Origin of the sequence: Agrobacterium sp. O3.4 (assembly GCF_041414895.1) — a bacterium.
GTDB classification, from domain to species: domain Bacteria; phylum Pseudomonadota; class Alphaproteobacteria; order Rhizobiales; family Rhizobiaceae; genus Agrobacterium; species Agrobacterium cucumeris.
Window position 1 is genome coordinate 113,255 of record NZ_JALPZP010000008.1, and the last position, 13,845, is coordinate 127,099.

A 13,845-nucleotide genomic window follows, 5' to 3' on the forward strand; every position below is an offset into this window, starting at 1 on the left:
TTACGCTGCTTGGCTGACGGCGCTGAGTTCGGAACGGTAGTTGGCAGGTCGGAGCCGTTGGAATGTGTCTGCATTCGCGGGAAGGGTCCCGGCGACAGCCATGGTCACCCCGATCTTCTTCGGCTCCGCCAGCCGCTGCAGGGGCCAGCCAACACGAGCGAGGATCCGCTCGAAGCGGAGGTCGGTCACCGTGACGATCTCCGTGTAGCCGTTCGCCATGCACCACTCGATGATGCCCGCAAACATGGTCAGGGTCGCCTCATGGACGGAGCCGTCTCCCCTACCCTCCCCGAGAGTCGTATCGACGCAGAAGCGGGAACTCTCGATCATGGCGGTGTGCGCATTCAGCTGACCATCCGGCAGCAGCGTCGGAAAGATGTTCGTCACCATCGTCGCGCCAAGAGCCGGGAGTAGCCTGGCGCAACCAGTCACGGCGCCACCGTCGGAAATTGCGAGAACGTAGGTCGGCATAAGAGCGTCAAAGGCGTCCGCCTCTTGACCGTCGACGACTTTGACCTCCCAGCCCAGGCGCTCGGCAAAAACGCGCGCACGTAGCTGATGATGGCGGTGGAGAAGCCGAGCTTCTTGAATATTTCGCGGTTTGGAAATCGCGAGAATCTGCATGAATTTCTCCGTCGGATATTGGTCGGCGGGGAAATCAGCACGGAACAGATTCGGGTGGTAGTTGTAGGATCCTACAAGCCCGATTGGAGTGAGTCGCGGCGCAACCGTCCCCTTTTCCGCGAAAGCAGCCTTGTTCCCGCAACAATTCGGTTAGGCGGTTGTAGGATTCACAGTAAAACAGACCATGAACCTGTGGGAGTGACGTGCTTTCTAAGGCAATGTTTCTACGGCTAAAAATTGATTGCGTTGGACGCCTTCTTTCTTGAGCGTTAAGCTTTCGTTAACCAAAAAGCTCTTGCTCAAAATCCAGAATCGACGCTTATTGCCAGTGGCGGAACTTTTGAAGTTTCGCGAAAAATATCGCCACTGGCAAGAAATGGGTTTTGAGATGGCGAAGACCGCCGCGAAAACAGCGCCCGTATTTGAAGGGTTGACCGCATTGATGGAGCGTCATGCAGACGCCCTCTCCAGCCAACTTCAAGCACATCATCTCAAGGTCTTCCCTCCGACCTCCGAGAAGGGAATTCGAACATTTGCGCCATCCGAGGCGTCCAAGCTGCTTGGCGTCGGTGAGTCTTATTTAAGGCAGACTGCTTCGGAAATGCCAGAGCTGAACTTGACCATGAGCCCAGGTGGTCGGCGGACTTTCTCGATCGAAGACATCCATGCAATCCGCAAGCACATGGACCAGGTCGGCCGCGGGAACAGACGCTACCTGCCGCATCGCCGAGACGGTGAGCAGCTTCAGGTTATTTCAGTGATGAATTTTAAAGGCGGGTCGGGTAAGACGACCACCGCCGCGCATCTCGCACAGTATCTGGCCATGCGCGGGTACCGGATTCTGGCAATCGATCTCGATCCTCAGGCAAGCCTTTCCGCCCTCTTCGGTAGTCAGCCAGAAACAGACGTGGGTCCGAACGAAACTCTCTACGGCGCCATCAGGTACGATGAGGAGCAGGTACCGGTCGAGCAAGTGGTCCGAGGGACCTATATTCCCGATCTCCACCTCATCCCCGGTAATCTCGAACTGATGGAATTCGAGCACGACACGCCGCGTGCGCTGATGAAGCGAAAGGAAGGCGATACGCTCTTCTACGGTCGGATCAGTCAAGTCATCGAAGACATCGCGGATAACTATGACGTTGTCGTTATCGATTGTCCTCCCCAGCTAGGCTACCTCACGCTGTCGGCATTGACGGCGGCAACCTCCATCTTGGTCACTGTGCATCCGCAGATGCTGGACGTGATGTCCATGAACCAGTTCCTGGCCATGACATCGAACCTGCTACGCGAAATTGAGAACGCCGGGGCCGAGTTCAAGTTCAATTGGATGCGCTACCTGATAACGCGTTTCGAACCAAGCGATGGACCGCAAAACCAGATGGTAGGTTATCTTCGGTCGATCTTTGGTGAAAATGTTCTCAATTTCCCGATGCTTAAGACGACAGCGGTTTCGGACGCCGGCCTGACCAACCAAACCCTTTTCGAAGTCGAGCGCAGCCAGTTCACGCGCTCGACCTATGATCGAGCCTTGGAAGCCATGAACGCGGTCAACGACGAAATCGAAGGCCTGATTAAAAAAGCATGGGGTAGACCGACATGAGCCGCAAGCACATCCTCGGGGTCTCGACAGACGCACCCGAAACGCCCGCAGCAGAGAGCCGGACGGCAAAGAGCCGCTCCATGCCGCTTCTCGGGGTGGTGAGAAAGGAGCGCGACCCGTCAACGAAGCTGACCGCAAACATTGGCAACGCGCTACGCGAGCAGAACGATCGACTTGGCCGCGCGGAGGAGATTGAGCGGCGGCTTGCTGAGGGCCACGCCGTGGTGGAACTGGACGCTTCGTCCATCGAGCCCTCCTTTGTGCGGGATCGCATGCAGGGGGACATCGACGGACTCCTTGATTCAATCCGCGAGCAAGGGCAGCAGGTCCCGATCCTGGTGAGACCTCATCCCGACCAGCCAGGCCGATATCAGGTGGCCTTTGGCCACCGCCGACTGCGCGCGGTTCTAGATCTTGGCCTTCCTGTAAAGGCAATCGTTCGTGACCTGACGGACGAGCAACTCGTCGTCGCGCAGGGCCAGGAGAACAATGAGCGTGAGGATCTCACCTTCATCGAAAAGGCGCGCTTCGCGCATCGACTGAATAAGCAGTTCTCGCGAGAGATCGTCATTGCCGCAATGTCGATCGATAAAAGCAATCTGTCGAAGATGCTCCTTCTTGTCGACGCCCTCCCCTCCGAACTGATCGATGCCATTGGGGCCGCTCCAGGAGTTGGACGACCCAGCTGGCAACAACTGGCAGAACTGGTCGAGAAGGCAGCTTCGCCGTCGGACGCGATCAAATTTGCGGCCTCAGCAGAGGTGCAGACGCTGCCATCGGCAGACCGCTTCAAGGCGCTGATAGGCCATCTCAAGCCGCGTCGCATCGCGCGCGGGCTTCCGGACGTCATGTCGACCCCCGATGGCGACAGACTTGCGCAGGTGACACAGAGCAAGAGCAAGCTGGAGATTACGATCGACAGGAAAGCCACGCCAGACTTTGCCGCCTTCGTACTCGAACATTTGCCGGCGCTTTATCAGGCACACCGTGCAAAGCATCCACAGAAACAGGGAGACTAACCCGCAAAAGAAAAGAGCCCCCTCAACGTTGCCGTCGTGGAAGCCCTTCTGTCTCTTTAGCACGAACAGAATCGCATTTCCTCGAATCTTCGTCAAGAGTCTTTGGCGCCGTTTTGGTGAGCTGATTTCTTTTGCCTGCTGAAAGGTGAAAGACGATGCAGACAGGAAGTGTGACGACGCCATTCGGGCGGCGGCCGATGACGCTTGCGCTCGTGCGGCGCCAGTCGGCTTCGGCCGATATCAAACAAGGCAAGGCAGCGGATAAGTGGAAAGTCTTCAGAGACGCCTCCGCCGCCATGGAACTACTCGGGATTCAGTCCAATAGCCTCGCGGTTCTTGACGCGCTTTTGAGCTTTTATCCTGAGAATGAGTTGCGCCAAGACGCCCAACTGATTGTCTTCCCCTCGAATGCTCAGCTTGCTTTACGAGCGCATGCGATGGCGGGCGCGACTTTGCGCAGACATATCGCCATCCTGGTGGAAGCAGGCCTAATCGTCCGCAAGGATAGCGCCAATGGAAAGCGCTACGCCCGTAAGGACGGCGAGGGACGCATCGAGAGCGCCTTCGGTTTCGATCTGTCGCCGCTCTTGGCACGGTCCGAAGAGTTGGCGATGAAGGCGCAGCAGGTGATGGCCAACAGAGCGGCGTTCAGGAAGGCCAAGGAGAGCCTGACGATCTGCCGACGCGATGTCCGCAAGCTAATTACGGCCGCGATGGAGGAAGGCGCCGAAGGCGACTGGAAAGCGATCGAGGACATCTATGTAGCGCTTGTGGGCAGAATCCCGCGCGCTCCGACGCTCACCGATGTAACGACGATCCTTGAAGAAATGGAGATGCTGCGCGAGGAGATAGTCAATCGGCTGGAATTTCACGAAAATTCCGAAAATAATAGCACCAATGATGCTCACAATGAGCAGCACATACAGAATTCAAATCCCGAATCCATCCGTGAACTTGAACCTAGCTCTCGAAAAGAGCAGGGAGCGAAGCCGAGCGAAATCCGCCGGCCGAAGAGCGAGCCGCTTAAGGCGTTCCCGTTGGGTGTGGTGTTGAAGGCATGCCCGACGATATCGGACTACGGGCCGGGTGGCGCAATCGGAAACTGGCGAGACTTGATGTCAGCGGCGGTAGTCGTTCGATCGATGCTGAAGGTGAGCCCCTCGGCCTATCAGGAAGCCTGCGATGCCATGGGGCCGGAAAATGCGGCCGCGGCTGTCGCTTGCATCCTGGAGCGCGCAAACTTCATCAACTCGGCTGGCGGCTATCTGCGGGATCTGACAAGGCGCACGGAACGAGGAGAGTTTTCGCTTGGTCCTATGATAATGGCGTTGTTGAGGGCCAACGGGCAGGGGAGTTTGCAAGCTGGGTAGGTTTCAATGAGCCCGAACTCGAAAATTAGATGCGGGTGGAGCGGCCAAGAAAGCATCTGGGCAATTTTCTTGGTGGTCAGCTGACCACAGTCCTAAGCAGCTGAAAATGAACGTATGTTATGGGGGCAGGGTCGTTCCAGCTCTCTGGGTTGGGGGCTGTGGGACGCGTGTGCTGTGTTGAGAACAGGGGGCGGCGCGCCCAATTGGAAGCAGCGGATTGAGAGGACCACGGCGCCGGGAAGGGCTCGACGGCGCACCCGGCGGTGCGATCTGGCCGGAGATCGGCGGTGGAACGCATGCGGCTGTCCGCGACCTCTTGGGCCGAGTTCAGGGATGGCTGCGCCGCTCCAATAGGGCGCCGCTGTTGAAAGGTTTCGTAGATCCATCTGCCCTTGCCAGGCGACGATGGCGCCCCTTTCGCCTTCAGCGATGACAGCGGTATGGGGGGCGGTGATGATGCTTCCTGAAGAAGTCAGCCTCACAGCCGTGCCCCTCAGGGCACAGGGCGCCGAGGGCATCTTTTTTAGTGGTCAGCTGACCACAGCCTTAAACAACTGAAAAACAATCGTTTTTCGAACGTGATTCTGGAAAGAGAGTTTCTTATCTCATGATCCGCGGATCACGTACTTCCGCGAAAAGCCAGCCACGTGAAGCGGTCCATGCAACCCAAATTCCGCTACTGATCGAATTGCTTGGCAAGCCTACGAACCTTGGCAGCAAGGTCCGTCTCGGGGCTTTCCCCTTCAAGACCCTGCGCTTTGTCGAAACTATCGACCTGCAGTTCATGCAAGGCGAAGAAGTCATGGGTGTAGATTGCCTTCTCACTCCCGGCCGTCTTCACGAACACAACGATGTTCTTGGTGTCAACCTGCGCTTCGAGCCGTATCAGGTGCTCGCTGTAGGCGTCGAAATTTGGGTGCACAAAGCGATAGTTATTGCTGTCTTGAAACTTGGTTGAATCGTCCGCGTCTACGACAAAGCCGTCTCCGCTACGCTTGAACTGCATGTTGCACCGCTTGCACGCGGCCGCGAGATTCCAGATCGCATAGCTGAATGGTTTGTAGACCGGCTTTCCCTTGGGAAGGATGTGCTCGCGATCGGTCATGTACGGGCCCGCACCATTTAGGTTCAGGCGGCAATAACAGCAATTTCCGCCATGGCGCGCGAGGTGATAGGCGAGGATCTTGTCCTTCGCGCTTTTGAGCGCCTGCAGTTCGTTCTGGTCCTCGGACTTCCAGTCCCAGGGCTTCTCTATTTCCAAGGCCTTCCCGACCGCCGCAGCTTCCTCCACACTCAGCTGAAAATCGTCAAGCGCCGGCAAATAGCGGTCAACCATCGCTCTTGTTGTCCCCGCGCCGCTGTGCATCGACCTACTCCATCAAGTCTTCAACCGCTTTGAAAAACTTCCGCTGTTTTTCGTCGAAGCTCTTGATCGCCATATCGTTGACGAGCGCAATCGCGCTGTCGCGGGTAATTTCACCGCGTTCTACCCGCGCAACGACACCTACCATCTCCTCGCTCACGAAATGGCTTGCTGGCGTGATCACATCAAAAGCGCGCCAAAGGACGCCTTCCACGTTCGCTGCTGAGTCCTTGGCCTCCTGCAGATCGAGTACGGACGGTTCGCCATCTTGAACTTGAAACACAGAGACAATATCGGGCAAGGCTCCAAGAGCACCAACGACGATCAAAGGCGCGTGGGTCGCGACGACGATCGTGGCGTTGCGGTAAAAGACTGCCGCGACGATCTTCTCGAGATACTCCCGCTGCCAGCGGGGATGTAGGCTGTTCTCTGGCTCGTCAATCAGGATAACCGGTTCCTGGCCGATGGAGCTGATCAAGAACACGAGGGAGGAAATCAGTGCGAGTTCACCCGAACTGGCATTCAGTAGCTCAATGACTTCGCCATCGTGCCTTTCGAGAAAGACCTGGATTCCGCGAATGCGTCCAAGCCGTCGAAGGCTATCCTCGCTTCGGAGGATAGCTCCGAATTCTCGACCCAATGAAAACGACAACGCCGATTCCCCTTGGTGAATCCAGAGAATTTCGGCAGGGTTATGCCGACGCAAGAATGCGACGACTGCGTCGTAGTCGTTTGGATCGAACAGGAAATCTGCTGGGTCTAGATATGCCGTGTACGGGTCCGAATCGACGAGGAACCCGAACCGTGGCCGATAACCGCAGTATTCGAGGATCGCGCCGATCTGGTAAAATCGTGAGTCCGGTTGGTCGATGGTCCTTCCGATCGCGCGCTTGACGATGCTCTTTGGAGACCTGCTGCCTCTGCCGGCCGTGATGCGCTTCAATCCACGCAAGCCGGAAAAGCGATCATGGGCGGTGTTGGAAATGATTGCCAGATCCCGATCACCACGGATCTGGATCGCGAGTTCGCGAAGAAAGCGGCTTTTGCCGGAGCCGTTGGGTCCGACGAGGATGGCAACCTTCTCAGCGACGGGCCTTTGGTTCGCCAGTCCAAGCCGTTGCAAGTTTGAGGAGGCCATTTGATGTCCTGGACGGCACGTTTCGAGTGTGAGGAAGGGCTACGCTACGTAGAGGATCCGAATCAAGCCCTCCGATGAATACCCTATCCGCCATCCTCTTCAATTTCGTCCAGCGCGGTCTTCAGAGCATCCGGGCGGCCTTGCCACTTCGCCGTACCGCACTGTTATAGTAGCTCGACGCCTGCTGGACCGATCGATGCCGCGACTGCTCCATCGCTTCGGGTAGGGGAATGCCTCGGTTCGCAGCCTCCGTGAGGTACCCGGATCGCAGCCCGTGCGCCGAAAACTCCGCCGGCTCCAGCCCGGCCATCCTTACCCGCTGCTTGACGATGTCGTTGACGGCCTTCGGATCGAGCGCCCGGCGGCTGACATTGCCCCAGCGGTCGATCGCCCGAAACACGCTGCCACTTTCGATTTTGCCGGCCGCCAGCCAGGCGTTCAGGGCGACTACCGGTCGGCCGGTCAAATAGACGACTTCGTCCTGATCGGCGCCGGAGGTCTTGGTCCGACCGAGGTGAATCGACAAAGAGGGGAGGAGGCTTCCATCCTCAGCCTCAACCGGGGCTTCGATCGTCAATTGTTCTCTTCGGAGGCCGGCGACTTCGCTGCGGCGACGACCGCCGGATGCGAAGGCGACCATGAGGATCGCCCGATCGCGCAGATCGCGGAGACTGTGTTCGCCGCAGGTTGCCAGCAGCTTCGCCAGCACGTCGCCGGTCACCGCCTTGGCGCTCTTACGAAGGCGTTGTCGCGGCACGGCACGGACGGCGAGGCGAACGGCCGACTTCAGGGCAGGGGAGGCGAAAGCACCTTGAGCGCCGCGCCATCTCGTTAGCGTCGACCAGTTCGCGAGCCGCCGCCGCACCGTGTCCGGCGCATGCGGGCCGGTGGACCTGAGGAAGCCGCCATCCCGCAACGCGTGCTCGACGTCGGCCGGCATGCCGTGCTCGGGATCGGTCTCGCGCTGGCGCGGATTCCAAAGATGATGCACCACGAATTTCAGCAGCAGCGCCTCCGGCGCCGGCCAGGGCAGGGGAGATCCGGTTGCGGCTAACGACCAGGCTTCCAGATAGGCAAGATCGGAGGTCAGCGCGCGCAGCGTGTTTTCGCCCATGCCTTCGTTGACGAGATGCCGCAGTGTCTCGACATCCTGGTCGGTCAATAACTCGGCGAGCTTGTCGCGCCGGTCGATCGGCAGCACCGCGGCGATCGTATCGAGCTGTTCTGCGCGGCGCTCGACCGCCGGCGGCACCGCCGGCTGACCCGGCCGCGCGACCATTAGGCCTGCTCCTTCTGTGGCCGCCACCGCGCGATGATCTGCTCGATCTCGCTCCGGTAGTCATACGGGTAGACGATGTCCTCCTCGCGGGCGAGAAAGGTGAAGATCGTCGCCATGTCCGCACCAATGTGCGGATCGACATTGGCAAGATCGGTGAGATCGAAACCGCCATGCACGTCGGCGTTCCACCAGGCAAGCAGGAAGTTGGCGACGCGCCGGCCTTGGCCGGTGTCCTCGTGGGCGACGTTCAGGAGCTTTTCGAGCGCAAATCTCACCCGGTCATCCATGGCACCCTCTTCCTCGTCCGTGAGTGCAGCGATTGACGACGTTCATCGGGGCAGGCCGTGGTCGTCATGGAGATCATCGTGGTTGGAGGTCGCATCAGCGGGCACGGTGGCGCGTCCCTCGGCAGCCAGCCTCAGGACCTCGTCCATCGTCCCTTCCCCGGCGGCAATCGATGTCAGCGCAGCAATCGGCCGCCTGTGGCGGCAGATCAGGATCTCATCCTGACCTGCCGCCAGGTCAATCAATTCCTCGAGCCGTGCCGAGGCCTCGTCAATCTCAACCAGGAGTTTCATGTTCAACGTCCTCTACCAGACACGTTCGTGCAGCACTGCATCGAATACCAGATCGGTGGAGACGAAAGCGCAATGCTCGAGCCGCGCCTGGGCCGCCAGAATCCGGTCCCAGGGGTCGCGATGCTCCCAATCGAAGGCAGCGGCGAGTTCGGCATGCAGATCGCTGATGGCAAGAGTCTGCAGGCCGCTGGCGGTCACCGCGGCGCGCAGTTCCTGCGGTTTCAGGTCGAGCTTCTTCAGCCGCATCTTGTTGTCGAGTTCGTAGAAGGAGACGGCGCTGACGAGGATCGTGTTGGCCTTGTCCTCGATCAGCGAACGGGCGGTCGCCGAGAGCCGATCGCTGCCGATCGTCCACCAGTAGACGGCATGGCTGTCGAGCAGCACTTTCATGAGCGGTTCTTAGGATCGCTGGACTCGCCCTGCCAGATGCCGGTTTCTTCGGTGAAGTCGCCGGCGTCGATCGCCGCCTGTTCGGCATCGACGTCGTCGAACAGGTCGTCGGGAAGTTGGCGATGACGCAACAGGCCAAACGGTCGCTTGCCGCCATCGGCGGGGCCGATCCGGGCATAGATTTCGTTGCCGCGCATGATGATGATTTCCTCGCCCTGATTGGCGCGTTCGAGCACCTCGGCGAAATTCTTGCGCGCCTCGCTGATCTTGTAGGTCGACTGCGGCATGGACGGCCTCCGAAAGCTGAGATGACCGCTATTATAGCTCAATTGGCAAGGCGTACAAGCAGGCTGTACGCATCACTTTTGATAAGGGTTACTTATCGATGGTTAGAATGCCAACCGATAATCATACCATGTGGCGAACCGTAATATTTAAATAGAGTTCCTTTAGCAAATCATTTACCATAAATTCAATGGCTTACGATCTCACGAAAATCAGCATGAGTGCCCTGATGCAGCCGGCTTTCGACGCCGGCTGTGGCTTTTAGCTTCCGATTTCAATCGAAGCGCTAAGCGAGAAATTCGGCACCGAAATATCCCCTTACGATTTCACTCCGGAGTAGGGGAGGGCTCACCTAAAGCCCTGATGCCTTGGTCAGATTCACGCGGAAGCGATCCCGCCGCCGCTGATATCTGCGGGTCATCTCTGCCGACGCATGACCGAGCTGTTTCTGGACGTAACGCTCGTCGACTTCAGCGGAAGAGGCCAAGCCCGCGCGAAGGGAATGGCCTGAAAACTTGAAGGCGCGTTCAAGTTCGCTGAGATCCCCTCGAACGCCTGCGGCCATCGCGGACCTTTTCACAAGCCGAGCGACTTCCTTGTCGTTCAGCCGCTCTGACCCGACTGCCTTCCCTTGCCCTGTCACACGGCGAAACAGAGGGCCATGAGCCAGCTTGGCGAACTTGATCCAGGTCTCGATTGCGGCGACCGGGCAGGTCGTATCGGCCGAGCCGCGACCGACCTCGACTTCTCGCCATCCGGTTTTGCCGCGCAGCGTAATAAGCATGCCCTTGTCGAGGATCTCGATCCAACCGCGACCGTCCTCAGTCTGGTCGGCCTTCAGGTCGAGGCCGACGATCTCGGAGCGCCGAAGGCCGCCAGCAAAGCCGATGAGCAACATTGCCCGATCGCGCAGGCCGCGCAGGGAGCCGCGATCGAGCGTCTCGACCATGGCTATGATATCCTCAGCCATGACCGCTTCCTTTTGGACAGGTGGCTTGGCGTGGCTGTTGCGTATGCCGGCCATTACGGTTGCGATATGCCTGTCTTTGCGATCGAGCGAGAGACCGCGCTGGGCATAGTTCCAACTGAGGGAGGAGAGGCGTCGCTCAATGGTCGAGACAGAGTTGGCCTTGGTGCTTCGGTCAACCGTGCCGGAAGCACAGGCTGTGATGTATAGCCCGACGGTTTGTGGATTCGGAGGGAGCGGAGCAAGATTGGACCGCCGGCACCAAGCAGCAAAATGCTTCCAGTCGGAGGCATAAGCCTTGCGCGTATTTGCGGAACTGGCCGCTTCAACATAACCCCGGGCGCGATCAGCAAGGCTTGCAAGATGGGCGGGCGTCTGATCCTGAGCAGCGAGGGAGGGGAGGGGACTTTCACCTGACACCTCTGGCGCGGAAACATCGCCGCCCGAGGCTGTGCTGAGAGACGGCGCTGAGGTCTCCTCGACGTCAATTTCGGTGTTCTGCTCGATGATTTGGGCCATTCTCTATATAAAGAGCAAGACGTCCGATAATGCAAGATTATCGGACATAATATTATGCCGACATGCTGTGCGTTTTAAATCAATTATCTGGCCTAAACCGCACAGTCCGGTTATGATCCCTGCATGGATTTTCCGACGCCCGCACTATCGACCCCTCATGTTTGGTTGCCCAGCCTGCCCGGTTGGGCGCTGGCCCGCCGTCGGGAAACGGATGAAGCAAGCGCTGCCTTTGCTGCCGGTATCGCTCTGAAATCAATAGATGATTTGATCCGAGCAGACCTGCCATGGCTCGGCTGCTGGCGCGACCGCCTCGCCCTGAAATCGGCTGAGGTTGCGGCAAAAATGGTTGGTCGCGCTGAGGAAGAAAGTGCCATTCGCGATGCGGTATTGCTCACTGGTGCAGGTGACGATCCAGGTCCTGCCGGAAAGATATTTCTCGCCACACGATTGCTTGTGCGCCGTTCCGGCCCGATTGGGTCACTTGTCGTGAAGGAACTTGCCGATCTTTTGCAGCTTCGATGGGATGACGCCCTTGCTTCGATCCCGGATGAGGTCGATTTCGCGATCCAGTCCGCACGCGCGCCGCCTTTCGTCGCGGCGGATCTGATAGCAACAATTTGCACCGCCCGTGCCGATGCGGAAGTTCTGGCGTTGGGTCTCGCCGATATGGTGTTGGCGCAAAAACTGAAATGGCCCAAACCTGTGCCGCTGCTGCTGCCCGAGCGTTTTGGGCCTGCATTCCGCACGATCGGCGGTAGAGGACGTGTGCGGCCGGGCGAGCCTGCTTATTCGAGGGCGATCTGCCTGGCAGTGGTCGCGGGCGTGGAGGCGGCGTTACGTTCGGGTACCGACATTGATCGCCGCGCGGCACGGTTGATAGCTGCAGCGCCGAAGGTGCGGACCAAGGGGGCCAATGCGGTTATTCAAAAGCTCCTCAGCGAGGACGCTGTTTCGGCATCTGCGCCGGGTAGTCATCTGTCACGCTGGGCAGCCACTCGTCTGTTCGATCGATTGGAGAGTTTTGACGCGGTCCACGAGCTATCAGGTCGTCCGTCATTCCGAATATTTGGGTTGTGACAATGAGCAAGTCTCCAGCAGCCAAATCCGTAAGGCGACCATCACGAAATCGGCAGCAAGACGTCCTGTATGATCGCGAGTTGGAGGATCTGCCGCCTGAGCTGCGCTGGCGGGAGTGGATGCTGCGGGTTGAAGCGGTTATTTTTGCCTCAACTGAGCCGGTGAGCCGTGAGTTTCTTGCGCGGGTGGTTGGTTCAGACTGCAGCATCGACCTGGTGATTGACGATCTTGTCGAGGAGTTGCAGGACCGTCCCTACGAGCTGGTGTCGGTGGCTGGCGGATGGCAGCACCGCACCCGACCGCGGTTCGCCGAGACTATCCGCGTCTCGACCGCCCCGACACAGTCCATAGCGGCGTCGCTTTCTGAAACCGAGGCGATGGTCGTGACTGCCATCGGATACTTTCAACCCGCCACCCGGGCAGAGCTGTCGGAGATTTTTGGCAGAGAGATTAGCCGTGACACGATCGCCGGGCTGCGGGATGCCGGCTTTATCGTTTCGGGGCCTAGGAGCCCGACACCCGGTGCGCCGTATACATATGTAACAACAAAACTGTTTTTGTCCGTATTCGGATTTGAAACTCTTCGTGATCTTCCAAATATCGAGGCACTGGAGGATGCAGGGCTTCTGAGCAGGCGAACTGTGGCAAAGGCTGGTAATGATGCAAAAGCCGATATTGGCTACGGTGACGATGACGATTAACAAGCCGGCTGTAGATACTTAATTCTCCGCTGCACTTAACTTGACACTGAGAGCATCCGTTCGGAGCTGAGCTGTCATGGGTGACGTGGTGTCGGTAACACACTGTTGTGTTGTTAAGCTGTCCAGATGACTGTGACATGTAGGCAATTGGTCGGTTGCGGCTTGCCGCCGGTTATCCCTAGTCTACGGGCAAACCCGTCCACAACATTCTGATCGCCACGTTGTTTCGTGACGCAGCTTGATCGGCGCCGTCAGTATTAATACAGAGTTCCACCGCCATCAACCGACCGATAGTCGAATAAAGAGATCTCACATACGCGACGCCGCAAGCTGCGCAATCTTGACGGTCGCGTCGTAACCGACGCCATTGGACATGATGGTGATGCTGTCTTTGCCCTTGAACGTGTACACCGAGTAAAAATTCATAGGATTTTCGGTGATCTTCAACCCCCAGGCACTATCTCCTAACGCAGGAATCTCCACGAGTTCCCCCGGCTTGTTTTCGGCCTTCATGATTTCGATACCCTGATCGAAATAAGCCCGCTCCGCTCCAGCGGGGATACCAAGGCTTTCGCCCTTGAAATACATGACCTTTACATAAGTACCCGATCTGCTGCCCTCCCAGGAACAAAGACCGTTGTTCGTTTCCCGGACACGTGCCGGAGCGCCAACGAACTGCTCCATATCGGCCGCAGGCACCTTCAGGCAAGCCGGCTCGTTGGGATTGACCGACACTCCTGGTGCTTTTGCTCCGTCCGCCGCTATGGCCGTGGTGGCTATGCTCAAACCCAATAATGCTAGTCCGGCATGTTTGCGCATAGCTCATCTTTCGGCTTCAACTTTAACTTGAATGGCGGATATTTACTCGCGATGGCTAATTTTTAGGCTATTCTATCAAGTTATTTATAATTCATAAACAGATTGACCCTAGA

Annotated in this window: 15 protein-coding genes; 5 read left to right on the forward strand and 10 right to left on the reverse strand. The window is 58.1% G+C overall.

Annotated features, from left to right (window positions below):
- The gene (locus M0412_RS24140; protein ID WP_142843339.1) at positions 1 to 624 is read right to left on the reverse strand and encodes an acyl-homoserine-lactone synthase; all 624 of its coding nucleotides are present in this window, start codon (positions 622 to 624) and stop codon (positions 1 to 3) included.
- Between the two features lie 388 nt (positions 625 to 1,012).
- On the opposite strand from M0412_RS24140, the gene repA reads away from it, so the two are divergent.
- The 3 genes from repA (at position 1,013) to repC (ending at position 4,616) form a co-directional block, all read left to right on the forward strand.
- The gene (repA, locus tag M0412_RS24145; RefSeq protein ID WP_064334742.1) at positions 1,013 to 2,227 is read left to right on the forward strand and encodes a plasmid partitioning protein RepA; all 1,215 of its coding nucleotides are present in this window, start codon (positions 1,013 to 1,015) and stop codon (positions 2,225 to 2,227) included.
- Positions 2,224 to 3,246, forward strand: a complete 1,023-nt coding sequence (gene repB / locus M0412_RS24150; protein WP_064334703.1) for a plasmid partitioning protein RepB — start codon at positions 2,224 to 2,226, stop codon at positions 3,244 to 3,246. The genes repA and repB overlap by 4 nt, the downstream gene beginning before the upstream one ends.
- Positions 3,247 to 3,401: 155 nt before the next feature.
- Positions 3,402 to 4,616 carry a plasmid replication protein RepC gene (repC, locus tag M0412_RS24155; RefSeq protein ID WP_142843340.1) on the forward strand — a complete coding sequence of 405 codons (1,215 nt, stop codon included), beginning with the start codon at positions 3,402 to 3,404 and terminating at the stop codon, positions 4,614 to 4,616.
- 676 nt (positions 4,617 to 5,292) lie between these two features.
- On the opposite strand, the gene M0412_RS24160 is transcribed toward repC, so the two are convergent.
- From M0412_RS24160 to M0412_RS24195, 8 genes are all read right to left on the reverse strand, one after another.
- Positions 5,293 to 5,982 carry an HNH endonuclease gene (locus M0412_RS24160; protein WP_237681480.1) on the reverse strand — a complete coding sequence of 230 codons (690 nt, stop codon included), beginning with the start codon at positions 5,980 to 5,982 and terminating at the stop codon, positions 5,293 to 5,295.
- Positions 5,983 to 5,986: 4 nt separating this feature from the next.
- The gene (locus M0412_RS24165) at positions 5,987 to 7,117 is read right to left on the reverse strand and encodes an AAA family ATPase (protein WP_142843341.1); all 1,131 of its coding nucleotides are present in this window, start codon (positions 7,115 to 7,117) and stop codon (positions 5,987 to 5,989) included.
- 121 nt (positions 7,118 to 7,238) lie between these two features.
- On the reverse strand, positions 7,239 to 8,396 hold the full coding sequence (locus tag M0412_RS24170; RefSeq protein ID WP_142913679.1) for a site-specific integrase: 1,158 nt from the start codon (positions 8,394 to 8,396) through the stop codon (positions 7,239 to 7,241).
- On the reverse strand, positions 8,396 to 8,683 hold the full coding sequence (locus M0412_RS24175) for a hypothetical protein (RefSeq protein ID WP_142843342.1): 288 nt from the start codon (positions 8,681 to 8,683) through the stop codon (positions 8,396 to 8,398). Before M0412_RS24175 ends, M0412_RS24170 begins: the two co-directional genes overlap by 1 nt.
- Before the next feature lie 42 nt (positions 8,684 to 8,725).
- The gene (locus M0412_RS24180) at positions 8,726 to 8,974 is read right to left on the reverse strand and encodes a type II toxin-antitoxin system Phd/YefM family antitoxin (protein WP_142843343.1); all 249 of its coding nucleotides are present in this window, start codon (positions 8,972 to 8,974) and stop codon (positions 8,726 to 8,728) included.
- A 12-nt stretch (positions 8,975 to 8,986) separates the two neighbouring features.
- Positions 8,987 to 9,364, reverse strand: coding sequence for a type II toxin-antitoxin system VapC family toxin (locus M0412_RS24185; protein WP_142843344.1), 378 nt, complete (start codon positions 9,362 to 9,364; stop codon positions 8,987 to 8,989).
- On the reverse strand, positions 9,361 to 9,651 hold the full coding sequence (locus M0412_RS24190) for a type II toxin-antitoxin system Phd/YefM family antitoxin (RefSeq protein ID WP_142843345.1): 291 nt from the start codon (positions 9,649 to 9,651) through the stop codon (positions 9,361 to 9,363). The genes M0412_RS24185 and M0412_RS24190 overlap by 4 nt, the downstream gene beginning before the upstream one ends.
- 350 nt (positions 9,652 to 10,001) lie before the next feature.
- Positions 10,002 to 11,135, reverse strand: a complete 1,134-nt coding sequence (locus tag M0412_RS24195; RefSeq protein WP_077472599.1) for a site-specific integrase — start codon at positions 11,133 to 11,135, stop codon at positions 10,002 to 10,004.
- Positions 11,136 to 11,258: 123 nt separating this feature from the next.
- On the opposite strand from M0412_RS24195, the gene M0412_RS24200 reads away from it, so the two are divergent.
- Entirely contained in the window at positions 11,259 to 12,212 is a 954-nt protein-coding gene (locus M0412_RS24200; RefSeq protein ID WP_077472600.1) for a DUF1403 family protein, read from the forward strand.
- A gap of 2 nt (positions 12,213 to 12,214) precedes the next feature.
- A complete protein-coding gene (locus tag M0412_RS24205; RefSeq protein ID WP_077472601.1) occupies positions 12,215 to 12,913 on the forward strand; it encodes an SMC-Scp complex subunit ScpB in 699 nt (232 codons plus the stop codon).
- Positions 12,914 to 13,222: 309 nt separating this feature from the next.
- Here M0412_RS24205 and M0412_RS24210 read toward each other — a convergent pair whose 3' ends face one another.
- The gene (locus M0412_RS24210) at positions 13,223 to 13,732 is read right to left on the reverse strand and encodes a hypothetical protein (RefSeq protein WP_077472602.1); all 510 of its coding nucleotides are present in this window, start codon (positions 13,730 to 13,732) and stop codon (positions 13,223 to 13,225) included.
- Positions 13,733 to 13,845: the final 113 nt, after the last annotated feature.

What these genes read in the sequence shown, in the direction of transcription:
- M0412_RS24170 (WP_142913679.1), bottom strand. Translation starts at nt 8,396, where the DNA reads ATGGTCGCGCGGCCGGGTCAGCCGGCGGTGCCGCCGGCGGTCGAGCGC.
- M0412_RS24180 (WP_142843343.1), bottom strand. Translation starts at nt 8,974, where the DNA reads ATGAAACTCCTGGTTGAGATTGACGAGGCCTCGGCACGGCTCGAGGAA.
- repC (WP_142843340.1), top strand. Translation starts at nt 3,402, where the DNA reads ATGCAGACAGGAAGTGTGACGACGCCATTCGGGCGGCGGCCGATGACG.
- M0412_RS24140 (WP_142843339.1), bottom strand. Translation starts at nt 624, where the DNA reads ATGCAGATTCTCGCGATTTCCAAACCGCGAAATATTCAAGAAGCTCGG.
- M0412_RS24195 (WP_077472599.1), bottom strand. Translation starts at nt 11,135, where the DNA reads ATGGCCCAAATCATCGAGCAGAACACCGAAATTGACGTCGAGGAGACC.
- M0412_RS24210 (WP_077472602.1), bottom strand. Translation starts at nt 13,732, where the DNA reads ATGCGCAAACATGCCGGACTAGCATTATTGGGTTTGAGCATAGCCACC.
- M0412_RS24200 (WP_077472600.1), top strand. Translation starts at nt 11,259, where the DNA reads ATGGATTTTCCGACGCCCGCACTATCGACCCCTCATGTTTGGTTGCCC.
- M0412_RS24185 (WP_142843344.1), bottom strand. Translation starts at nt 9,364, where the DNA reads ATGAAAGTGCTGCTCGACAGCCATGCCGTCTACTGGTGGACGATCGGC.
- repA (WP_064334742.1), top strand. Translation starts at nt 1,013, where the DNA reads ATGGCGAAGACCGCCGCGAAAACAGCGCCCGTATTTGAAGGGTTGACC.
- M0412_RS24165 (WP_142843341.1), bottom strand. Translation starts at nt 7,117, where the DNA reads ATGGCCTCCTCAAACTTGCAACGGCTTGGACTGGCGAACCAAAGGCCC.
- M0412_RS24205 (WP_077472601.1), top strand. Translation starts at nt 12,215, where the DNA reads ATGAGCAAGTCTCCAGCAGCCAAATCCGTAAGGCGACCATCACGAAAT.
- repB (WP_064334703.1), top strand. Translation starts at nt 2,224, where the DNA reads ATGAGCCGCAAGCACATCCTCGGGGTCTCGACAGACGCACCCGAAACG.
- M0412_RS24160 (WP_237681480.1), bottom strand. Translation starts at nt 5,982, where the DNA reads ATGCACAGCGGCGCGGGGACAACAAGAGCGATGGTTGACCGCTATTTG.
- M0412_RS24190 (WP_142843345.1), bottom strand. Translation starts at nt 9,651, where the DNA reads ATGCCGCAGTCGACCTACAAGATCAGCGAGGCGCGCAAGAATTTCGCC.
- M0412_RS24175 (WP_142843342.1), bottom strand. Translation starts at nt 8,683, where the DNA reads ATGGATGACCGGGTGAGATTTGCGCTCGAAAAGCTCCTGAACGTCGCC.